Raw genomic sequence first — 25,911 nt, 5'->3', positions numbered from 1 at the left:
AAGCGTTGTGCTGTGAAGTTACGTTCGAACCCGAAAGTATCGCTTAACCGAGGTCACCAAACCTCACCTGAAGTGCCGTAATGGCGGTGAGTGCGGTGGTTTCGGTGCGCAACACGCGTGGTCCAAGCAGAATATCGGTAAAACCCTGCTGCGCGGTCATGGCAATTTCATCGGCTGTTAAGCCACCTTCCGGCCCAATCAGTAAGCGCAGGCGCTCAACCGGCTGCGGCAGCGTATTGATGCTGTGGCTGGCGCGCGGATGCAAATTGAGCTTCAAACCGTCTTCGGCTTCCGCGCACCAGGCTTGTAACGTCATCGGTTCGCGAATTTCCGGCACACGATTACGGCCGCACTGTTCACAGGCGGCAATCGCGATTTTCTGCCATTGCTGAATTTTTTTCGCCAGTCGCTCGGCATCCAGCTTTACGCCGCAGCGTTCAGAAAACAAGGGCGTAATCACATTCACGCCAAGTTCGATCGATTTCTGGATAGTGAATTCCATTTTTTCACCGCGCGACATCACCTGGCCGAGGTGTAAATGCAGCGGGGATTCACGGTCATCAGCCTGACTGGCAAGGACCCTTACTTTTACACGCTTTTTATCAGCCTGGGTGATTTCGGCGCTAAAAGTCAGATTACTGCCATCAAACAGCTCAATTTGCTGACCGGCCGTCATGCGCAGCACGCGTCCGACATGGTTAGCGGCATCCTCGTCGAGGAAGACTTCACTGTTAACTTCGAGAGATTCGGGATGATAAATGCGAGGTATACGCATGCGGTTCCTGCCAGCGTTATGCCGTGTCAGCAGACACGGCGCAATCGAAAAAAAGCTAGTGTAGGGTAGCGCTTTTAGCGCTGGCAAGCCTGCTGTACGTAGGAATTATGATTTCCCTGCACTTTAGCGATGCGATTGTCACGCTCGCACTCCCACGTCGTCACCGGATATTGCTTATCCCACGCGGTAAACAGCTGAGTTTGCTGACGCGACAGGCGCAGATGATATTGGTCGCGCATATAGAAGTAAGTGCGGGCAATGGCACCACGCGCACGCTCCGGCGGCTGCGCCAGTTTCTGCTTAAAATCGACCTTCATGCCGCATTGACCGTACTGCTGTTCGCCGCCGTTCCACTGGCTGTACTGGAAGTTATTGCGGTCGCCGTTCACTTCACCAATCGCGGGTTGCAGGTTATGCAGATCGCTTTCGATGCGGCGGTAATCGGCATCTTTGCTGCAGCTTTTGCGGCCGCCGTTTTGCCAGCACTGACGCTGATGACCGAACTCCCACGCGGGCATCACATGTTCCCACTCAATACGTTCGGCGCGATTGGCGTTTTTGCGCACGCTGTAGCCGCAGCTGTTTAAATCGGGCACGCCCTTTTTGCCGCGCCAGCTGATTTTGCAGCCGCAGTAAAAGTCGGCTGGCGCATCAGCATTAATCTGCGTGGCATACGCTTTGGCCTGACTAAAATTGTTTTGATGATAGTTAGTGAAACTGAGACTGTAAGCGCTAAGCGGGGCAACTAATAAGGTAAGTAACAGCAGCGTTTTGCGAGACATATTCCAAAAATTAACCTGGTCCTGAAAAAGGGCGGCAGGGTAACAGAATGATGACGCACGGGATATGAGATTAGGCTATGTTGCTGAACTATATTACAAACTATATTGCTAAACTATTTCGATAAAAACTCACCCGGTTGCAGCAGGGTTTTGCAGTGCACGCAGCGATATTCGCTTTCACCGCGCAGCACGCGGTTATGGCGACGCACAGTAAGTTGATGCTGCTGGCAGCTGCAGCGATAGGGAAAGGTGTTGCTGCGCACCGAGTCGATTTCAAACTGGTGGGTGCGACGCGCAGGCACACCCAGCACGCTCTCCATCATCCATTTCCACTCTTTGCCGTGCGGCGGCACGCGGCCAAAGGTTTTCCACACCAGCAGATGCGCCAGTTCGTGCGGCACCACTTCATCAACAAATGCCTGCTGATTCTCCAGCAGCAGCACCGGATTGATGCGGATTTCCCACTTCTCCAGCCATGCGGTGCCCGCAGCGGTGCCGCGCTGCTGATAGATCAAAGAGGGCTCATCAAAGCGGCGTTCCAGCTTTTCGTTGGCCAGCTGCAAATAATGGCGCAGCGAGCGCATGACGGCTTGCTGTAAGGCGATGGGAAGGCGTGGTGTTTTCATGTGGGGCAGCATAAAAGGTTGCAGCGGTTGAATCAACAGAGTGTGAAGCGGTCGCCATTAATGGCGAACCTGTAAAAAAGGGCTGCCAATTGGCAGCCCTTGTATTCGCTTATCGGGATTACTTCTGACCGATGTCGCGCAGTTTTTTGCCAGACATCAGGTTGCGCTCGATGTGCTCCAGCGAGACGTTTTTGGTCTCTGGAATCAGCGCCAGTGTCAGCAGAATGAAGAACACGTTCAGACCGGCGTAAACCCAGAAGGTCGGCGCGTTGCCCAGCGTATTCAGCATGGTCAGGAAGGTGGCACCGACGATCATGTTGGCAATCCAGTTGGTCGCGGTGGAAACCGTGATACCGAAGTCGCGGCCTTTCAGCGGCTGAATCTCGGAACACAGTACCCAAATCAACGGACCGGCAGACATCGCAAAACCAATGATGAACATCAGCAGCATCGCCACCGCGAAGTACTGCGCTTCTGGCGAGTGGATGCCGATGTGCAGCATGGTGCCGAGAATGCCCATACCAATCGCCATCACCATGAAGCCCAGCACCAGCGTAGGTTTACGGCCCCAGCGATCCACCAGACCGATAGCAATAAAGGTGGCCAGTACGTTCACCAGACCGACAATTACCGTGCCCCACATTTGCTGCGTGGTATTGGCGAAGCCAGCGATTTCGAAGATCTTCGGCGCGTAATACATGATGACGTTCATACCGGTGAACTGCTGCATCACCTGCAACAGCACGCCGAGGAACACCGCGCGGCGGAAGTTGCTGTTGCTCTGGAACAGCTGCCAGCCCGACTGTTTGATTTTCAGGCTTTCACGGATTTCATCCAGCTCGCGTTTTGCTTGTTCGCTGGTATCACGCAGACGCGACAACACGCGCTCAGCACTGCGGAAATCACCTTTAGCTGCCAGCCAGCGTGGGCTGTTCGGCAGGAAGAACACGCCAATCAGCAGCAGCACCGCTGGAATGGTGATGATGCCCAGCATCCAGCGCCATGCGCCAGCATCGCTGAACGCGGTATCGGAGAGATACGCCGCCAGAATACCGATGGTGATCATCAGCTGGTACAGCGAAATCATACTGCCACGAATCTTCTCTGGCGCGATTTCAGAGAGATACAGCGGCGCGGTGTAAGAGGCGACACCAACGGCCAGGCCAAGCACCACACGTGCGGCGATAAGCATTTCCGGGCTGGTTGCGCCTGCAGACCACAGCGAACCGATAACAAACAGAATCGCACCGGCCATCAGGCTCTTTTTACGACCGAGACGCGATGACATCCAGCCGCTACCCACAGCACCCACAGCTGCACCAAACATCATAGAGCTGACGATCCACTCTTGCTGATGTGCGGTGACGTTAAAGTCTTTCGCGATGAAAGGCAGAGCACCGGCGATAACACCGATATCCAATCCAAACAGCAAGCCGGCCAGCGCCGCTAAAAAGCAGACAAACAAGGTCATGACCTTATTTGAAGTTCTGCTCTTATGAGTATTACCAGGCATGAAGCCTCCAAAGTTTATCCATCGTTGTTGTTATCAATGTTATGAAACCTGTCGGCGGAAAAAAGTGAGTAAGATCACATCAGTGTAATCGGTTACACACGCTGAAACCCTGCAATCCAGCATTTTCCGCCCGAAATAGTTACGTAACCAGTAAGGTATAGCACCCTTTAAGTTTCTGACATCGCACTAAATACCGGCAATCAGAGGACGCTGAAAATAACGCATTTTCACGTTAATAACTACGCTGAAAAATCTCTAAATTGCCGATTGTTAAAGGATTTCAAAATGTAATCGTTATCACCAAGTTGTAAGCGAGGTGAAAGAAGTGTAGACAGCCTGGAGGAAGTGACAAATCGAGGTTTGGAGTTATTGGAGTGGTTAGGAACCAGGTCGTCATAAATGACGACCCTACAGGCACAAAAAAGCCCGCCAGTGGCGGGCTCAATAACGATGTCGCTTCTAGGCTTACTTCAAACCAGCCGCTTCACGCAGCTGCGCAGCTTTATCAGTCTGCTCCCACGGGAAGTGCTCACGACCAAAGTGACCGTATGCAGCAGTCTCTTTATAGATCGGTTTCAGCAGATCCATCATTTGAATCAGGCCGTATGGACGCAGGTCGAAGAACTCGCGTACCAGCAGCGTCAGCTGCTCGGTAGAAACTTTCTCAGTACCGAAGGTTTCAACCATGATTGAGGTTGGCTCAGCCACGCCGATGGCGTAAGAAACCTGGATTTCACAACGGTCAGCCAGGCCAGCCGCGACGATGTTCTTCGCCACATAACGTGCGGCGTAAGCGGCAGAACGGTCAACTTTTGACGGATCCTTACCGGAGAACGCGCCGCCACCGTGACGTGCCATACCGCCGTAGGTATCAACGATGATTTTACGACCGGTCAAACCGCAGTCGCCCATTGGGCCACCGATAACAAAACGGCCGGTTGGGTTGATGTGATATTTGGTGCTGGCGGTGATCCACTCAGTCGGCAGAACCGGCTTGATGATCTCTTCCATCACCGCTTCACGCAGATCGGCGGTGGTGACATCTTCAGCGTGCTGAGTTGACAGCACAACCGCATCGATACCGACAATTTTGCCGTCATCGTACTGGAAGGTGATCTGGCTTTTTGCATCCGGACGCAGCCACGGCAGTGAACCGCTTTTACGCACTTCAGCCTGACGCTGCACCAGACGGTGCGCATAGGTAACCGGCGCTGGCATCAGCACATCGGTTTCGTTGCTGGCGTAGCCAAACATCAGGCCCTGATCGCCCGCGCCTTGCTCCAGCGGATCGGTACGGTCAACGCCCTGATTAATGTCTGGAGACTGCTTACCAATCGCGCTCAGCACTGCGCAAGAGTTAGCATCAAAGCCCATATCGGAATGGACATAGCCGATTTCACGTACGGTATTACGGGTGATCTCTTCGATATCAACCCATGCGCTGGTGGTGATTTCACCGCCAACCAGCACCATACCGGTCTTCACGTAAGTTTCGCAGGCCACGCGCGCTTTAGGATCCTGCTCGAGGATCGCATCCAGCACGGCATCGGAAATTTGGTCAGCGATTTTATCAGGATGTCCTTCTGATACGGACTCAGATGTAAAAAGGTGTTTAGCCATTCTGTTCTTTACCTTAAAAATGGTTTGAATACGACTGCATAGCGTAAGTGGGATCAGACCGACTCGACGCCCCTTCAGGCAAAGCCGCAAGCAGTAGGAAGTGAGAGCATTTACTCACACCGCCTGGATGTTAATCAGTTTAGATGGAAAACCATCTGGACGGCTATTCTAGGTTACTCAGTGAGCACTTTTCCAGTGCTTTTTCTGATCCCGCATTTTCCGCAACATCACAAGTGGAATTATTTCCTGACACCGCGCGCAGTTACCTGACAAAGATTTTGCAATTTACCCCGCGTGGCTGTATAAAACGCCGCTGCTGTCGACCACAGCCGCAAAGGATGACGCCGCCGTGCGTCGCGCCGTCAGATGCCATTTAATCTGACCTTCACCCAAGCCGTTTCTCGCATGCTTTAAGCAGGCGATGGAGGTGATTAAAGTAATGAACCACTCTTTCTCTCGCTTTGGTTCACTGCGCTGTTGCGGCGCGCTGGCACTCCTTTCACACTCCAAACCCGTTCTTTTCTTCTATCGACGTTGTGTTCATTCTCCCGACACGCGCGCCGGTTAACATTTCTCTGCATCTATTACTGCATTTCGCTGTCTACAGACCGTGGAAGTCTCAGGCTATTTGCCCCGACTTCGGTGCGGTGTTTTACACTTAGAGTCAGCTTTGCACATTGCAACCTTACAGAGGCAGCAAGCAGGATGAGGCAATTTTTACCCGGCGCCACCATGACAAAACTCGGTAACAAATTCATATTTCAACGGAAAATTGAGGTTCGCGATGTCTGACGACATGAAGAATATCAAGGGTTCGTCAGCTGGCGAACAAGGTGTACTCCGCTCCATGCAGGAGGTGGCGATGAACGATCAGGAAGCAAGCAGAATGCTGCGTACCTACAATATTGCCTGGTGGGGAAACAATTATTACGACGTCAACGAGCTGGGGCACATCAGCGTGTGTCCCGATCCGGATCAGCCGGAAGTGCGCGTTGACTTAGCGAAACTGGTGAAAGAGCGCGAAGCCGACGGCCAACGTCTGCCAGCGCTGTTCTGCTTCCCGCAGATTCTCCAGCATCGTCTGCGTTCGATTAACGCCGCCTTCAAACGCGCGCGTGAATCTTACGGCTATAAAGGTGACTACTTCCTGGTTTACCCGATCAAGGTTAACCAGCATAAGCGCGTGATTGAGTCGCTGGTCAACTCTGGCGAACCGCTGGGCTTAGAGGCCGGTTCGAAAGCCGAGCTGATGGCGGTGCTGGCCCACGCCGGTAAAACCCGTTCAGTAATTGTTTGTAACGGCTATAAAGATCGCGAATACATTCGTCTGGCGCTGATCGGCGAAAAGCTCGGTCACAAAGTCTATCTGGTGATCGAGAAGATGACCGAGGTGCGTCTGGTGCTGGAAGAGGCCGAGCGTCTGAACGTGATTCCGCGTCTTGGTATCCGCGCGCGTCTGGCGTCGCAGGGCTCGGGCAAGTGGCAGTCGAGCGGTGGTGAGAAGTCGAAGTTTGGTCTGGCGGCATCGCAGGTATTGCAGCTGGTCGACATTATGCGCAAAGCGGGTCGTCTCGATAGCCTGCAGCTGCTGCACTTCCATCTCGGTTCGCAGATGTCCAACATCCGCGACATCGCCACCGGCGTGCGTGAGTCGGCGCGTTTCTACGTTGAGCTGGCGAAGCTGGGCGTTAACATCAAATGCTTCGATGTGGGCGGCGGTTTGGGCGTGGATTATGAAGGAACACGCTCGCAGTCTGATTGCTCGGTCAACTACGGCCTGAACGAATACGCCAACAACGTGATTTGGGCAATCGGCGATGCCTGTGAAGAGAACGGTTTGGAACATCCAACCGTGATCACCGAATCAGGTCGTGCGGTGACGGCGCACCACACCGTGCTGGTGTCCAACATCATTGGTGTTGAGCGTAACGAGTTCAGCACGCCGGTGGCACCGGATGCCGATTCACCGCGTCCGATTCAGAGTTTGTGGGATACGTGGCAAGAGATGCACGAACCTGACGTGCGTCGTTCGCTGCGTGAATGGCTGCACGATAGCCAAATGGATCTGTTCGACATCCATACCGGTTATTCGTCAGGCACCTACGATCTCGGTCAGCGCGCCTGGGCAGAACAGCTTTACCTGAGCATCTGCCACTATATTCAGCAGCACCTCGACCCAAGCAACCGCGCGCATCGCCCGATCATTGATGAGCTGCAGGAGCGTATGGCGGATAAGATTTACGTCAACTTCTCGCTGTTCCAGTCGATGCCGGATGCGTGGGGCATAGATCAGCTATTCCCGGTGCTGCCGCTGGAAGGGCTGAATAAAATGCCGAAGCGTCGCGCGGTGTTGCTCGACATCACCTGTGACTCCGATGGCACCATCGATCACTACGTCGATGGCGATGGCATTGCCACCACCATGCCGATGCCGGAATACGACATCGACAATCCGCCGATGCTCGGCTTCTTTATGGTCGGCGCGTATCAGGAAATTCTCGGCAACATGCACAACCTGTTCGGTGACACCGAAGCGGTTGATGTGTTTGCGTTCCCGGATGGCAGCGTGGAAGTGCAGCTGTCGGATGAGGGCGATACCGTGGCGGATATGCTCGAATACGTACAGCTTAATCCGAACGATCTAATGACGCTGTTCCGCGATCAGGTGACCCAGCAGACCGATATTCCTGAAGAGCTGCGTGCGCAGTTCCTCGCAGAATTTGAAAGCGGCCTGTACGGTTACACCTATTTAGAAGATGAGTAATTAACTGCTCTCAAACCGAGCCCGTAAAGGGCTCGGTTTTCTCTTTTCCTGCTATATTCTCGCACATCCTCAACCTTTTAATTCTATTTGTGAAGACGATCACTCTTCGCTTATTTTTAACCTGCCGCCAAAAAATCGCATTTATATCTTCAGTGCTATCTCTTTCTTTTTGCTGATAAAGCCAATCAGTAACAACCTCCTTTTTCGCCAATGCCCTTACATTACCTAATGATTAATCAGTGATTAAGCAGCTTATCTGTTATGTATTCCTTGCAATGCATAATCAAAATTTAAACATTAAGGATTGAATAGTCACTCGCGATAACTTTATTTATTGGAGCTTATTGGAATCATGAATTCCAGATGAAACATTTTCAAATTTGAGATAAGTATAAAAATCAATCAATGCTAATTTGCTTTTTATTGTTATTTTTCAATTTGTTCGTGTTTTGTTGAGCTGTCAAGGTTAGCGTTAAGTTAAATTTTTCTCAGATTTATCCGAGGTTTTTATGAATTTTAAAGAAATTTACTTACGTTATTGATTGGTTTAAACGATTGAAGTTGTCAGTGGTGTTTACTGAAATCTATTTCTCAAAGTGTAAGTTGTACGTTAACCTTCAGTTAAGACATTAAGTTTTATCAATGTTTACCTTACTTCTCACATGAGAAATCCTGACAGTTTAATGCTATCAGGCAGTTGCAGTAAGGATGTGAAATGAGCAATCAACCGAAGACAGTGTTCTTGTTAGAGCCGGTTTATGATTTATCCGGCCAGGTGATTGCCAGGGAATTGTTAACGCGTCTTGCAGATGACGCAGACATCAATAATAAGCGTAATCCTGAAAGGGATGTTGGGTTCTTCAGTCAGCTTTCTGCTGACGTTAAATGGCAGTTATTCCTCCACCAGATCGAAAAACTTATTCAGCTATACCAGAAAGGGTTCGACCAGATTGTCAGTGTCAATGTTGATAGAGATATCGTAGCCAGCATTTTTAAAGATGCTGAAATACAAGAAAAACTGGCTCAACTGACGCTATTGCGTCTGGAAATATCAGCATTCTTCACCGCGCGATTTAATAGCGCCGATCTGTTGATTTTAAAAGGTGTTGCGAAAGTGACTCCCGCCCCTTTATGGCTCGACGACTTTGGTCCGGGTTATTCCAACCTTTCCATGTTCGATAGCGGAATATTTGAAATCGTCAAGATTGACAAAGAATTTTTTTGGCAATTTGGCGACGGTCGCACCTTTGACATTCTGCTCGACCATCTCAACGAATTATGCAACGGCGTCATCGTTGAGGGTGTTGAAAATCAACAACAGGTCAACCTGCTAGCGCATAAAGCGATTTATGGCATGCAGGGTTATCTGTGGCAGAGCGTCTATCTCGATGATTTATTAGCATAATCCTGAATATTACTGGATTGGTTTCATCCCTCGGGGAAGTGAAAAATGTCAAAGCCTGGGCTCCATGCGTTTCACGTCATTTGTGCCCGGCCAATTGAGAAAATAAAACTTTTTCCCGTGGTGATTTTTAGAAATAAATCCAATCAGTTATCAGGATGGCGGCTAAACAAAACTCAACGCGATTTCATTCTTAGCCTGTATGAGATCGAACAAGAGAAAAAGTGAATATTCATGGTGATTATTCACGGTAAAAGCCGGTGTCTGCGGATGCCGGGCATTTTAATGGAACTTCGCGGGATCTCGATAACATGAATAATATCTCAGTAACCCCAAAAGGTGGGACCGTTGCTTCTGAGCTGAGTGGAAATCAAGTTAATTTGACCGCTCCGAGTTTGGTGAAGCTGCATCTTAATCAGTCTGATATTAAGTCTTTCACACGCAATGGTAATGATTTAGTCGTCACCACAAAATCTGGTGAAGTCCTTGTTATTCATAATTTTTACAGCCCGAACGGTGATAGCGATCTGGTCCTGCAGGACGATCGCGGCGCGATGTGGTGGGTTGAAGATCCCGGTACTGAAGGTTTCCATTACGTCTCAATCGACAGCACCGAAGGGCTGTTAGCGGAAAACACCACCAATGACGGCACCATCGCCGCCTTCGGTATCGGTGGTGCGGCGCTGGCTGGTTTAGGTGCGATGTTTGCCGGTTCGGGCGGTGGCGGTGGCGGAAATGCCACGCCGAGTAACCCCGATGACGGCAACAACGGCGGCAATCCTACTAACCCGACCAATCCGACCAACCCAACCAATCCCGGTGGTGGCGATGACACTACGCCGCCAACCGCCATCACGGATTTGGTGATTAACGACACGGTTGGGCCGTACCAGGGCGCGATTGGTGCGGGCGCGATTACCGATGACAATACGCCAACCTTAAGCGGCACCGCTGAAGCGGGCGCCATTGTCAGCATTTACGATGGCACCACGCTGCTCGGCACGGTGACCGTTGGCGCGGATGGCCGCTGGAGCTTTACCACGCCTGCGCTGACGGACGGTCAGCACAGCTTGACCGCCACCGTCACCGACGCGGCGGGTAACACCAGCTCGGCGACTAATCCGGTAGATTTCACCGTGGATACCGTCGCGCCAACCGCCGTTGGCGGCCTGAGCGTGATTAACAATAGCGGTACCACTGCGCAGCCAATCTCCAACGGCGGCGCAACCAAAGACACCACGCCAGTGCTGAGCGGAACCGCTGAAGCGGGCTCGATTATCACCATTCGCGATGGCGATACGGTGCTTGGCAGTGTCACTGTCGGCAGCAACGGTGCCTGGAGCTTTACCAGCCCCGAACTCAGTCAGGGTAGCCATACGCTGAGCATCACCGCAACCGATGCAGCAGGGAATACCAGCCCAGCCACCACCATCACCTTCACCGTGGACACGCAAGCTCCGACAGCAGTAACTGACCTGCTGGTCAACGATAACTCGGGCGGCAGTTCCGGTACGGTAACCAATGGCGGCACTACCGATGACAACACGCCAACGCTTACCGGTAGCGGTGAAGTGGGCGCGATTGTCAGCGTCTACGATGGGCAAACGCTACTGGGTACGGCGGTCGTGGGTAGCGACGGAACCTGGAGTTACACCACCACAGCTTTGAGCAACGGTAGCCACAGCCTGACGGTGACCTTAACCGATGCGGCGGGCAACGTCAGTGCGCCTTCAGCACCTTATGATATCAACGTGCAGGCCGGTATTCCCCCCGCAACCACCTCGCTCGAAATCACCGACGATTCCGGCAATACGCTGGTGCAGCTCAGCAATGGCGGCAGCACGCACGACAACACACCAACCTTGAGTGGTCTGGCAACTGCTGGCGCACTGATCACGCTGTATAACGGCAGCACCGCGTTGGGCAGCGTGGTCGCGGGCAGCGATGGACAGTGGACCTTTACACCAGCCGCATTGGCAGATGGCAGTTACGCGTTCCACGCCTCGGTAACCGATACCTCTGGCAACGTGACGCAAACGCCGGTTATCACCATCACCGTAGATACCGTGCCACCTGCTGCGGCCGGTGGCGTCACGCTGAGTGATAACGATGGCAGCACGCTGCAACCGATCGCTTCCGGTGGTGCGACCAATAGCACCACCCCGGTGCTGAGCGGCACCGCAGAACCGGGCAGCACCGTCACCGTGCGTGATGGCGATACCATACTCGGCACCGCAACCGTGGGCAGCAACGGCACATGGAGCTTCACTTCACCAACGCTGACGGAGGGCGGCCACAGCATTACCGCCACCGTCACCGATGCAGCAGGGAACGTTGGTCCAACCTCCAGCCCGATCATCTTCACCGTGGATACCCAGGCTCCAGCAGGGGCCAGCAATGTGGTGATCAGCGATAACGTCGGCGGAGCTACCGGCCCAATTACTGCGGGTTCGACTACCGATGACAACACGCCAACGCTGAGCGGCAACGGCGAAGTTAACGCCATCGTTAAAATCTACGATGGCAGCACGCTGCTCGGCAGCGTTACTGTCGGCAGCGATGGCACCTGGAGTTTCACGACGCCAGCGCTGAACAATGGCCAGCACACGCTGAGCGTGACGCTGACCGATGCGGCCGGCAACGTCAGCCCAGCGACAACCGGGGTGAACTTCACGGTTGATGCGGGCGTCGCGCCGACCACCAGTACGCTGCAAATCACCGATGACAGCGGCAGTACGCTGAAAATCCTGCCAGACGGCTCCAGCACGCATGACACCACGCCAATTCTTAGCGGCCTGGCGTCAGCGGGCGCGGTGATTGAGTTGTACAACGGCACCACGCTGCTGGGCAGCACCGTGGCAGGTGCTGATGGTCAGTGGAGCTTTACGCCCGGCGCGCTGCCAGACGGGATTTACGCCTTCCACGCCACGGCGACAGATACCACCGGCAATGTGACCGATTCCGGCACGCTCACTATCACCATTGATAACGTTGCGCCTGCGGCGGCAGCCGATCTGCAACTGAGTGACAACAACGGCGGTACCGTAGTGCCGATTGCCGCAGGCAGCACCACCAATGACAATACGCCAACCTTCAGTGGCACGGCCGAACCGGGCAGCACCGTGACCGTTTCGGATGGCACCACCGTGCTCGGCACTGCAACGGTCGGCAGCGATGGCAACTGGAGTTTCACCACGCCAACGCTGGCTGATGGCAATCACAGCCTGACCACCACCGTCACCGATCCTGCCGGCAATACCGGTCCGGCATCATCACCGGTCACCGTGACGGTGGATACCACGCCGCCAGCCGTGGTGGGCAATTTGGTGATTGAAGATAGCGTGGGCGCGGTACAAGGACCATTAACCTCTGGCGACACCACCGATGACCGCGCACCAACCCTGAGCGGCACTGGCGAGCCGAATGCCACTATCAGCATTTACGATGGCACCACGCTGCTGGGCAACACCACCGTGGGCACCGACGGCAGCTGGAGTTTCACCACGCCAGCGCTGAGCAACGGCAATCACACCTTTACCGTCACGGCAACTGATACGGCCGGTAACGTTGGCCCAGCCAGCCCGCCGATTGTTATCACCGTTGATGCAGATATTCCTCCTGCCACTTCGTCGCTGGAAGTGACGGACGAAAACGGCAATACCGTCGCGCAGTTGACTGACGGTGCCAGCACCAACAACGACAGCCCGGTATTAAGCGGGGTGGCGGGTGCTGGTAACATCATCACACTGTATGACGGCACCACCTTGCTGGGCAGCACCACGGCGGGCAGCAACGGCCAGTGGATCTTCTACCTCAGCGGTCTGACGGATGGCCCGCACGCGCTGCATGGCACCATCACCGATGCCAACGGCAACGTTACAGATACTGCAACCATCAACATCATCGTGGACACCATCGCGCCGGATGCCGCATCCGGTGTGGAACTCACCAACGACGCGGGCAGCATTACCCAGCCGATTGTTGCGGGAGGGGCCAGCAATGATGCGACGCCAGTGCTGAGCGGCACGGCGGAAGCGGGCAGCAAAGTCACGATTCTGGATGGCAACACCGTGCTTGGCACCGTTACCGTTGGCAGCGACGGTAACTGGAGCTTCACCACGCCGACGCTGGCGGAAGGCAATCACAGCCTGACCACCACCGTCACCGATGCGGCAGGTAACGTCAGCCCGGCGACCACACCGATCGCCTTCAGCGTAGATACCATCGCGCCAGCGCCGGTCAGTGGCCTGGTGGTCAACGATAACGTTGGCGGCAGCACCGGTCCGTTGACCTCTGGCGCTATCACCGATGACAGCACGCCAACCCTGACCGGCACCGCCGAAGCGGGATCGGTGGTGCGTGTGTATGACGGCACCACATTGCTGGGCTCAGCGACAGCGGGCAGCGACGGCAGCTGGAGCTTCACGCCAGATAACGCGCTGACCAACGGCCAACACAGCCTGACCACCACCGTTACCGATGCGGCAGGCAACGTGAGCCCGTCGTCGCCGGTATTTACCCTGAATGTCGATGCCGGCGTTCCGGCGACCAGCAGCTTGCTGGTGGTCACCGACGACAGCGGCAGCACGCTGGTTGAACTGCCAAACAACTCCAGCACCCACGACACCACGCCAATTCTCAGCGGGCTGGCGGGCGCGGGCGATCTCATCACGCTGTATAACGGCACCACCGTCATTGGCAGCACCGTCGCGGGCAGCGATGGGCAGTGGAACTTCACGCCAGCGGCGCTGGCCGATGGCAACTACGCTTTCCACGCTGTCGCCACTAACGCCACCACCGGCGTCGATACCGATTCGCCAACCATCAACATCACCATCGATACCGTAGTGCCAGGCGCACCAACCGGCGTGGGGCTGGAAGATGGTGCTGGCGTGCCGATCCCGGATGGCAGCAGCACTAACACCAATACACCAACGCTGACCGGCAGCGGTGAAGCGGGCAGTACGGTAACCATCTCGGATGGCACCACTGTGCTCGGCACCACCACGGTAGGTACAGACGGCACCTGGAGTTACACCACGCCACCGTTGAGCGATGGCGGTCATAGCCTGACTTCAACCGTTACCGACCCAGCCGGCAATACCGGTCCGGCTTCGACGCCGGTGACCGTGACCATCGATACCCAACCGCCTGCGGCGGCGGGCAATGTGCAGTTCACCAATGACGACGGTACGCCGCTGGCCTCAGGCAGCACCACCAGCGACACCACGCCAACCCTCAACGGCACCGCCGAACCGGGCAGCACCGTTACGGTGAGTGATGGCACCACCGTGCTGGGCACTGCAACCACCGGCACCGACGGCAACTGGAGCTTCACGCCAACCACTCCGCTGACTGAAGGACAGCACAATCTCACCACCACCGTCACCGATACGGCCGGTAACGTTGGCCCTTCATCGTCAGTGGTGATTGTGATTGTTGATACCACACCACCCGCAGCCGCCACCGATCTGCAGCTCAGCAATGATGGCAGCGGCACGCTGGTGCCGGTCGCGGATGGCGGCACCACCAACGATGTGACGCCAGTATTGAGTGGTCGCGCGGAGCCGGGCAGCATTGTGACGGTTTCCGATGGCGGCACGCCGTTAGGTTCGGTTACCGTCGGCAACGATGGCAATTGGAGCTTTACCTCTCCAACGCTCGGCGATGGTGCGCACAGCCTGACCACCACCGTGACCGATGCGGCGGGCAATACCGGCGCAGCGAGCACGCCGTTAACCTTCACCATCGACACTACGGCACCGCCAGCACCGGGCGGTGTGCAGCTGAGTAACGACACCAGCGGCACGCCAGTTCCGATTACCTCTGGCGCGGCAACCAACGATGCAACGCCAGTATTGAGCGGCACCGCAGCAGCGGGCAGCATCATTACCGTTTCTGATGGCGGCAACGTGCTCGGCACCGTGACGGTTGGCAGCGGCGGAACATGGAGCTTCACCACGCCAGCACTCAACGAGGGCAGCCATAGCCTGACCGCCACCGTTACCAGCCCAGCGGGCAACACCGGTGCGCCATCTACGCCAATTGTGGTCACCGTGGATATCACACCACCTGCGGCGGCAACGGGTCTGCAGCTGAGCAACAACGAAGGCACGACGCCGGTACCGATTGCCGCAGGCGGCACCACCAACGACACCACGCCAGCGCTGAGCGGCACCGCCGAAGCGGGCAGCATCGTCACGGTACGTGATGGCACCACCGTGATTGGCAGCGTGACCGTTGGCAGCGATGGCTCGTGGAGCGTTACGCCAACCACGCCGTTAACGGCGGGTGAGCATACGCTGACTACCACCGTCACCGATCCAGCCGGTAACGTCGGCCCAACCTCGACGCCGATCACCGTCAACATCGACACCACGCAGCCGCCAGTGGCAGGCAGCGTGGTGCTGAATAACGACAACGGCAGCACACCAGTTCCTATTGCGAATAACGGCGCCACCAACGACACCACGCCGGTGATCAGCGGTACGGCGGCGGCGGGCAGCACGGTAACAGTGCTGGATGGCAGCACCGTGCTGGGCACCGTTGTGGTCGGCAGCGGCGGCAGCTGGAGCTTCAGCACGCCAGCGTTGAGCGAAGGCGAACATAGCCTGACCACCACCGTCACCAGCGCAGCGGGTAACGTCAGCGATCCGTCTACGCCAATCAACTTCACCGTTGATACCCAGGCTCCAGCCACCTCAACCGGTCTGCAGTTGAGCAACGATGGCGGCACCATCATTGCCACTGGCGGCATCACCAACGACAGCACGCCAATATTGCGTGGCACGGCGGAAGCGGGCAGCACCGTCACGGTGCGCGACGGCACCACGGTGCTGGGCACCGCGACAGCGGGCAGCGACGGCAGCTGGAGCTTCACGCCAGCCACCGCGCTGGGCGACGGCGCGCATAGCCTGACCACTACCGTCACCGATCCAGCGGGCAACAGCAGCGGCGCGTCAACACCAATCACTTTCAGCGTGGATACCACACCGCCAGCCGCCGCCACTGCGCTGCAGCTCAGCAATGACAACGGCAGCACGCCAGTGCCAATTGCCGCTGGCGGTAGCACCAACGACACCACGCCGGTATTAAGCGGCAGCGCCGAAGCGGGCGGCGTGGTTACCGTGCGTGATGGCACCACGGTGCTGGGCAGCACCACCGTGGGTACCGATGGCAAATGGAGCTTCACGCCCACCACACCTCTTGATCCGGGTACGCACAGCCTGACCACGACCGTCACCGATACGGCGGGTAACGTGGGCCCGGCATCAACGGCGATTGCTGTGACTATCGACACCACGCCACCGCCAGCGGCAACGGCGGTGGTCCTCAATAACGATCAGGGCAGTACACCAACGCCGATTGCTACGGGCGGCGCCACCAACGACACCACACCGGTGTTGAGTGGCAGTGCCGAAGCGGGCAGCATCGTCACCGTGCGTGATGGCACTACCGTATTGGGCACGGCGATTGCAGGTAGCGGCGGCGCATGGAGCTTCACTACACCAGCGCTGAGTCAGGGCAGTCACAGCCTGACGGCGACCGTGACCGACGCCGCAGGCAACAGCAGCTCACCATCTACCGCCATCACCTTTACCGTGGATACGCAGGCACCATCAGCGGCGACCGGTCTGCAGTTGAGCAATGATTCCGGCCAAACGGCGGTTCCGATTGCGGCAGGTGGCGCAACTAACGACACCACGCCAGTGTTAAGCGGCAACGCCGAAGTGGGCAGCACGGTCATCATCTCTGATGGCAGCCTGGTGCTCGGTTCGGTGGTGGTCGGCAGCGGCGGCACCTGGAGCTTCACACCCGCCACGGCGTTGGGCGAGGGCGCACACAGCCTGACCACCACCGTGACCGATCCTGCAGGCAACATCAGTGCGCCATCTGCGGCGCTGAACTTCAGCATCGATACCACGCCGCCGGTGGCTCCAACGGCGATTACCCTTAACAACAATAACGGCGGCACACCGGTCACCATCGCCGCAGGCAGCACCACCAACGACGCCACTCCTGCGATTGCCGGTACTGCCGAAGCGGGCAGCACGGTGACGGTGCTGGATGGCACCACTGTGCTGGGCTCCGTGATTGTCGGCAGCAACGGCCAGTGGAGCTTCACCACGCCAACGCTGGGCGAAGGCGGTCACAGCCTGACGGCGACCGTCACCGATCCGGCGGGTAACGTCGGCCCGGCGTCCACGGCCATCGCCTTTACGGTGGATACCGTTGCGCCAGGCGCGGCAACTGGGCTGGCGCTCAACAATGACAATGGCGGTTCGCCGGTACCGATTGCCAACAACGGCACCACCAACGACAACACGCCAGTGCTGAGTGGTACGGCGGAAGCGAACAGCATCGTGATTGTGTCTGACGGCACCACCGTGCTCGGCAGCGCTGTTACTAATGCGCTGGGCGCCTGGAGCTTCTCACCAAGTCTGACCGATGGCACCCACAACCTGAGCGTGACCGTACGTGACGCGGCGGGTAACACCGGACCGGCCAGCAGCACCATCACCGTCACCGTTGATACCGTGGCACCGCCAGCAGCAACCGGGCTGACGCTGACCAACGATATCGGCACGCCAGTTAACATTCCAAACGGCGGTCTCACCAACGACAGCACGCCAGTGCTGAGCGGTTCTGGCCAGGTGGGCAGCATCATCACCGTGTCCGATCAGAACGGCGTGCTGGGATCGACTACCGTCGGTGCGGGCGGAACCTGGACCTTCACGCCGGCGACTGCGCTGGCGGATGGCACCCATACCTTCAGCGTCACCGCTAGCGATGCGGCGGGCAACGTTAGTGCGCCGAGCACCATCGGAGTGGTGATCGATGCCACACCACCGGCTGCGGCGTTGAACGTGGTTGCCAGCAATGATGAAGGCACGTCGCCGGTTGCGATTACCAACGGCGGTTTCACTAACGACAACACGCCATTCCTCACCGGTACCGCCGAAGCGGGCAGTACGGTGATCATCCGTGATGGCACAAATATCATCGGTAGTGCTTCGGTGGGCAGCAACGGCCAGTGGAGCTTCACATCGCCAACGCTGGGAGAAGGGCTGCACAGTCTGACCACCACCGTGGTGGATGCCGCAGGAAACGTGAGTACGGCGTCACCGGCGATTGGTTTCACCGTCGACAGTGTTGCACCAGCGCCAACCACGCTGGTGGTTAACAATGACAACGGCGGCTCGCCTGTTCTGATACCGAATGGCGCAACCACCAGCGACAACACGCCGTTGCTGAGCGGGAATGCGGAAGCGGGCAGTCTGGTCACCATCTACGATGGCAACACGGTGATCGGTACCACCACGGCCACGGCAGGCGGAACCTGGAGCTTTAGTTCTCCAGCGTTGACCGACGGTTCACATACGCTGACCGCCACCGTGACCGATGAGGTCGGCAACGTCAGTGCGCCATCCTCCAGCTTTACCGTGGTAGTGGATGCCACCGCACCGCAGCCGGCTGACGATCTGCTGTTGCAAAACAACAATGGTGGCTCACCGGTGACCATTGCGGATGGCGGTATCACCAATGACAACACGCCAGCCATCAGCGGCACGGCGGAAGCCAATGCCATCGTGCGGGTTTACGACGGCACCACCTTAGTCGGCTCAACCGTGGCAGGCAGCAACGGCGCATGGAGCATCACCACCAGCACGCTGACTGATGCGACTCATACGCTGAACGTCACTGTGACCGATGCGGCGGGCAATATTAGCTCCAATGCCTCGGTTTCCCTGACGGTGGATACCTCAACCCCAGCGGCGGTGCTGACCTTTGGCGTCTACAACAACGCCAATACCACAGCCTCGCAGGTGGCGAATAACGGTTACTCCAACGACAACACGCCAGTGTTGCGCGGTACCGGCGTTGCGGGCACCACCATCAACATCTACGAAGGCACCACCTTACTCGGCACCACCACGGTAGGTGATAACGGCGTATGGCGTTTCGAAACCAGCGTGCGTGCAGATGGTCAACACAGCTACACCGTGTCGGTCACCAACGCCGCCGGTACTACGGGCCCAGAAGCCACGCCGATTACTATCAATATCGATACCGCCGCGCCGGCAACGGTCAGCAACCTCACGGCAACGGACAATGTCGGTGGCAGCACCGGTCCGTTGACGTCAGGCGCAACCACCGATGACAGCACGCCAACTCTGGGCGGTACCGCTGAAGCGGGCAGCCGCGTGTCGGTTTACGATGGCACCACGCTGCTGGGTACGGTTATCGCCACTGGCGGCACATGGAGCTTCACACCGGGCAGTGCGCTTTCGAACGGTTCGCATAGCTTTACCTTCACGGTGACCGATGCCGCAGGCAACGTCAGCGCGGTGAGCAGCCCGGCGTTTACGCTGAATATCGCGGCGGATATGCCACCTACCGCCAGTACGCTGGTGATCACCGACGATAGCGGCAGTTCACTGGTTACAGTGAATGACGGCGCTAATATCAAGGACGGTACGCCGGTATTAACCGGTGCGGCAAATGTGGGCGATGTGATCACCATCCACGATGGCGCAGCGGTGTTGGGCAGCGTCACGGTCGGCGCTTCCGGACAGTGGACCTTCACGCCAACGCTGACTGATGGAGCGCACGGCGTCTTTATCACCACGGTCGATTCGCTGGGCAATGCAGGTGCAACATCGCCAACGGTGAACTTCACTATTGATACCGTTGCCCCTGTCGCTGTCACCGACCTGGCTGCCGCTAATAACAACGGTGGCTCGCCAGTGCCGATTGCCAACAATGGCTCGACTAACGACAGCACACCGCAGCTTACCGGTACCACTGAAGCCAATGGCATTGTCACTGTTTATGATGGCAACACCGTTATCGGCTCGACCACCGCCAATGGACTTGGCGTATGGAGCTTCACGTCGCCAACCCTGAGCCAGGGCGGACATGCGCTGAGCGTCACCGTGACGGATGCGGCGGGGAACATTGGACCACGTTCTGCGGCGGTGAACCTTACCGTCGATACCGTGGCGCCAAATGCCTCGACGCTGGTGGTCACCAACGACGTCACCAGCACAGTTGTGCCAAATGGCGGTTCGACCAACGACAACACGCCAACCCTGAGCGGTACGGCGGAAGTGGGCAGTATCGTCAGCGTTTATGATGGTACGACCTTGCTCGGTTCGGTTGCCGCCGGAACAGGCGGCGCATGGAGCTTTATTTCACCGGTGCTGGGCGAAGGCAGTCATCCACTTACCGTCCGCGTGACAGATGCAGCGGGTAACACCAGCGTGGCATCCAGCACTGCTACGGTGATCGTGGATACCGTGGCACCAACGGCCGTCAGCGGTTTGGCGGCGGCCAACAACAACGGTAGTTCGCCAGTGGCGATTGCTGCAGGAGGCAACACCAACGACAACACGCCAGCGCTGAGCGGCACGGCTGAAGCGGGCAGCGTAGTGGTTATCCGCGATGGCACTACCGTGATTGGTTCTGTCACCGCTGGCAGCAATGGCGCATGGAGCTTCACCTCACCTACGCTGGCGGATGGTCTGCATACCCTGAACGTGACGGCTACCGACCTCGCCGGTAACGTCAGTCCGAATGCATCAATCAGCTTCACCATAACCACAGCCGCGCCAACGCCGGTCACCAATCTGGTGGTTTCTGACAATGTGGGTGCGACACAAGGAACGCTCACCAGCGGTGCCTCTACCGATGACAACACGCCAACGCTGACCGGTACCGCAACCGCCGGTAATATCGTGATTATCTCGGAAGGCACCACGGTGTTGGGTTCTGTGGTGGCCGGAACGGGCGGTGCATGGAGCTTCACCACCGCCGCGCTGAGCGACGGATCGCATCCGTTGAGCGTGACGGTGCGCGATGCGGCGGGCAACACCAGCGCGGCGACCAACTTTACGGTCAATGTCGATACGGTGGCACCAGCTAACTCAACCTTGTTGATCACCAACGACATCACCAGCACCACGGTGCCGAATGGCGGTTCAACCAACGACAGCACGCCAACGCTGAGCGGCACGGCGGAAGCCGGTAGTCGCGTGTCGATCTACGATGGCAGCACGCTGCTCGGTACGGCGATTGCCAGTGGCACCGGCGCATGGACCTTCACCACTGCAGTGCTGGCGCAAGGTTCGCATCCACTGAGCGTCACGGTCACTGATGCGGCCGGTAACGTCAGCGGCAGCACCTCGGCGACGGTAATTATTGATACCGTCGCGCCGGTGGCCGTAACCGGTCTGGCTGCAGCCAACAACAACGGCAGCACGCCGGTAGCGATTGCCAATAACGGCAGCACCAATGACAACACGCCAGCGCTGAGCGGTACGGCAGAAGCGGGCAGCCTGGTGATTATCCGTGATGGCACCTCGATTATCGGTTCTGTCACCGCCGGCAGTAACGGTGCATGGAGCTTCACCACGCCAACGCTGGCGGATGGTGCGCACACCTTCAACGTCACGGCGAGAGATGCAGCGGGCAACGTTAGCCCGAACGCAACGCTGACTCTGACGGTGGATACCGTGGCACCGGCGCCTGTCACTAACCTGGCGATCAACGATGATGTGGGGGCAAGTCAGGGGCCGCTGGCGAACGGTGCGGTGACCGATGATGCCACGCCAACCCTGAGCGGTACGGCGGAAGCCAATGCGATTGTCACCATCTACGATGGCACCACCGTGTTGGGTTCAGTGGTGGCCGGAACGGGCGGCGCATGGACCTTCACCACCGCGACGCTGAGCAACGGCGTGCATCCGCTTAGCGTGACGGTGAAAGATGCGGCCGGTAATACCAGCAGCGCATCGGCGACGGTTTCCATCACCGTGGATACTGTGGCGCCAACGGCGTCAACGCTGGTGATCACCAACGACATCACCAGCACCACGGTGCCGAGCGGGGGTTCCACTAATGACAACACGCCAACCCTGAGCGGTGTGGCCGAAGCTGGCAGTCGTGTCTCTATCTACGATGGCAGCACTTTGCTGGGTACGGCGATTGCCAGTGGCACAGGCGCATGGACCTTCACCACCGGCGTGCTTTCCACCGGCACGCATCCATTGAGCGTCACGGTAACGGACGCTGCCGGTAACGTTAGCGGCAGCACCTCCGCTTCGGTGATTATCGATACCACGCCGCCAGCGGCTGTCACTAACCTTGTTGCCGCGAATAACAACGGCAGTACGGCGGTGACCATTCCGAACAACGGCGTGACCAACGACAATACGCCGTTGTTGACCGGTTCGGGTGAGATTGGCGCACGCATCAGCGTCTACGATGGCACCACGCTGCTGGGCACCACCACGGTGGGCAGCAACGGCACATGGAGCTTTGTTTCAACGGCGCTGAGTAACGGTGCACACACGTTGAACGTCACGGCAACGGATGCGGCGGGTAACGTAAGCCCTAACGCCTCAACCACCTTGACGATTGATACTGTGGCACCGAATCCGGTAACCAATCTGGTGATCACCGATGATGTCGGTACGATTCAGGGGACGCTGGCAAACGGTGCAGTCACCGATGACGCCACGCCAACCCTGAGCGGCACGGCGGAAGCGAACGCGATTGTCACCATCTACGACGGGTCGACCGCAATTGGTTCCACCACCGCCAATGGTTCGGGTGCATGGAGCTTCACCACCGCCACGCTGAGCAACGGTACGCATCCACTGAGCGTCACCGTGACCGATGCGGCGGGTAACACCAGCAGCGCGTCGGCGACGGTTTCCATTACCGTGGATACCGTGGCACCAACGGCGTCAACGCTGGTGATCACTAACGACGTCACCAACACCACGGTGCCGAGCGGCGGTTCCACCAATGACACCACGCCAACCTTGAGTGGCGTGGCGGAAGCGGGCAGCCGTGTCTCCATCTACGATGGCAGCACACTGCTGGGAACGACGATTGCCAATGGCTCGGGCGCATGGACCTTCACTACTGGCGTGTTGACCACCGGCACGCATCCACTGAGCGTGACGGTGACAGATACCGCCGGTAACGTTAGCGGTACGACGTCGGCCTCGGTGATTATCGATACTACGCCGCCAGCGGCTGTGACCAACCTTGTGGCCGCCAATAACAACGGCAGCACGGCGGTGACCATCCCGAACAATGGCATCACCAACGACAACACACCGTTGTTGAGTGGTAACGGTGAAGTCGGCGCAAGGATCAGCGTGTACGACGGCACCACATTGCTCGGCACCACCACGGTGGGCAGCGGCGGCACCTGGAGCTTCGTCTCCACCACGCTGAGCAACGGCACGCACACGCTGAACGTGACGGCGACCGATGCGGCGGGCAACGTGAGCCCGAATGCCTCAACCACGCTGACCATCGACACCGTCGCGCCAGCGGCCAGTACGCTCACCATTACCGACGACGCTGGCAGCACGCCAGTAACGCTGACCAATGGCGCGTACACCCGTGACACCACGCCGGTACTGAACGGCACGGCGGAAGTGGGTGCGATTGTCACCATCTACGATGGCACTACCGCGCTCGGCTCGGTAACCGTTGGTGCAGGTGGCAGCTGGACTTACACCCCAACCGCATTGGCGAACGGTGCGCATCCGTTAAGCGTAACGGTCACGGATACGGCGGGTAACGTCAGCACCGGTAACACGGCGGTGACGGTAAACGTCGATACCGTGCCTCCGGCTGCTGTCAGCGGCCTTGCGATCAACGATGCCGGTACCACGGTGACCGGTAGCGGTGAAGTGGGGGCAACGGTAACGGTACGTGATGCGGGCGGTAACGCGCTGGGTACGGCGACGGTAGGTAGCGGCGGTACATGGTCGGTTAGCCTGAGCACGGCGCAGACCACCGGTGCTTCGCTGTCGGTGATTCAGACTGACCGCGCAGGCAACGTATCGACCAGCTCGTCACTGACCGGTGCGATTCGTATCGTGGCAGCCAATGATGTCAACGAAGTGGATTACACCACGCAAACTGGCACCATCACCAACGCCAATACCAGTTCGACCAGCACCGCGTTGCTAAGCGTTAACCTGCTTAGCACGGTGGGAGTGGGTGTTCTGAACAACACCAACGCCTACATGTTCAACGTGGGAACCGGCGATACCCGTACCGTGACGTTGCACGCCTCGGCCACCAGCCTGGTTGCCCTGACGTCTAACTACACGCTGTATCTGTATCAACAGCAGGCGAACGGCACCTGGTTGCTGAAATCCAGCAACGCCAACTACATCACCACCATCCTGACCATTGGTACGCAAACCGGTGGCAACGTGACTTACAGCAACCTCGGCACCGGTAACTATGCCGTGCTGTTAGGCACCAGCACCGGCGTTGGCGTGTTGCCATCAACTACGGTTACCACCACGTCGGATATCACGACGTTGGCGTTGACCGTGGCGGCTACCGTCACCGGCAACCTGTTGACCAACGACACCAGTTCAGTCGCCGGTACGGTGCCGAACGGTACGGCGGTCACGGTGGTGACAGGACATGCGATTGCGGCCAGCGGCAACACGGTGATCACCAGCAGCTACGGTACGTTGACCATCGATTCGCATGGTAACTACACCTATACGCTGAAGGCGGGACTGGATGCCGATCTGGTGCCAGCCACCGACGTCTTCACCTATTCGGTGCGTGATGCCAGCGGCGCGGTGACCTCGGCCAGCCTGACGGTGAACCTGCATAACGGTGCTTCAACCAGCACGCTGCTGGCGACTAACAGCCTGGTGGCAGAAAACACCAGCGACCACGACGCCAGCGGCAGCATCTATGGCTCGTCAACCGGTACGCACACCGGAACCTTGAGTATCACTAATGAACACGGTGATATCACCACGGTTCACAGCGTGGGTAATACGTCGGTTGCCGGGGACTTTGGTGTGCTGAGTATTGCGGCCAACGGTAGCTACACCTACTCACTGAATGCGGGCGTGGATGGACAATCCATTACCCATAAAGAGGTGTTCAGTTACACCCTGGCGGCAAGCGATGGCACCATCACCACGCAGTCGTTCACCATCGAGCTGCATCCAACCATCACAGGAACCACGGGGGCTGACACGCTGACCGGCGGTGCCTACGACGACACCATCACCAGCGGTGCCGGCGCAGATACCCTGGTTTATCACTTACTGGCGAGTGCGGATGCTACCGGCGGTAACGGTCACGATACCTGGACCGACTTCAATGTTGCGCAAGGCGACAAAATTGACGTCAGTAACTTGCTTATCGGCTGGAATGATTCCACAAGTAATATTAATGATTTCGTGAAAGTGGACCATACTTCAGATGGCAATACGGTGCTCTCAATAGACCGTGATGGTACCGGTACGGGTTACAGCAGTACTCAACTGATTACGCTGGAAGGCGTGAACGTTTCACTGGAGGAACTGCTGCAACAACCGCACCAAAACCACACGGCTTAATGGCTATGTGATGCAGGGATGCAGTT

At 57.4% G+C, this 25,911-nt stretch carries 8 protein-coding genes; 3 read left to right on the top strand and 5 right to left on the bottom strand.

Features of this window, described 5'->3' with window-relative positions; all coding sequences use genetic code 11:
• Positions 1-43 precede the first annotated feature (43 nt).
• The 5 genes from rsmE to metK form a co-directional block, all read right to left on the bottom strand.
• A complete protein-coding gene (gene rsmE, locus NR302_RS15635) occupies positions 44-775 on the bottom strand; it encodes a 16S rRNA (uracil(1498)-N(3))-methyltransferase (RefSeq protein ID WP_008107252.1) in 732 nt (243 codons plus the stop codon).
• 74 nt (positions 776-849) lie between these two features.
• Complete coding sequence (gene endA, locus NR302_RS15630; RefSeq protein WP_258143890.1) at positions 850-1,557, bottom strand: deoxyribonuclease I; 708 nt, start codon at positions 1,555-1,557, stop codon at positions 850-852.
• Between the two features lie 113 nt (positions 1,558-1,670).
• Positions 1,671-2,183, bottom strand: coding sequence for a SprT family zinc-dependent metalloprotease (locus NR302_RS15625; RefSeq protein ID WP_258143889.1), 513 nt, complete (start codon positions 2,181-2,183; stop codon positions 1,671-1,673).
• Positions 2,184-2,301: 118 nt separating this feature from the next.
• A complete protein-coding gene (locus NR302_RS15620; protein ID WP_008107259.1) occupies positions 2,302-3,696 on the bottom strand; it encodes a sugar porter family MFS transporter in 1,395 nt (464 codons plus the stop codon).
• A gap of 465 nt (positions 3,697-4,161) precedes the next feature.
• On the bottom strand, positions 4,162-5,316 hold the full coding sequence (gene metK / locus NR302_RS15615; RefSeq protein WP_061720231.1) for a methionine adenosyltransferase: 1,155 nt from the start codon (positions 5,314-5,316) through the stop codon (positions 4,162-4,164).
• Between the two features lie 784 nt (positions 5,317-6,100).
• On the opposite strand from metK, the gene speA reads away from it, so the two are divergent.
• The 3 genes from speA (at position 6,101) to NR302_RS15600 (ending at position 25,885) form a co-directional block, all read left to right on the top strand.
• On the top strand, positions 6,101-8,080 hold the full coding sequence (gene speA / locus NR302_RS15610) for a biosynthetic arginine decarboxylase (protein ID WP_008107264.1): 1,980 nt from the start codon (positions 6,101-6,103) through the stop codon (positions 8,078-8,080).
• A gap of 715 nt (positions 8,081-8,795) precedes the next feature.
• Positions 8,796-9,485, top strand: a complete 690-nt coding sequence (locus NR302_RS15605; protein WP_008107267.1) for an EAL domain-containing protein — start codon at positions 8,796-8,798, stop codon at positions 9,483-9,485.
• Positions 9,486-9,793: 308 nt separating this feature from the next.
• A complete protein-coding gene (locus tag NR302_RS15600) occupies positions 9,794-25,885 on the top strand; it encodes an Ig-like domain-containing protein (RefSeq protein ID WP_258143888.1) in 16,092 nt (5,363 codons plus the stop codon).
• Positions 25,886-25,911 lie beyond the last annotated feature (26 nt).

The sequence above is a fragment of the Pantoea sp. SOD02 genome, from assembly GCF_024707505.1.
Lineage (GTDB): Bacteria > Pseudomonadota > Gammaproteobacteria > Enterobacterales > Enterobacteriaceae > Pantoea > Pantoea symbiotica.
This window is presented reverse-complemented; position numbering and strand designations above follow the sequence as displayed.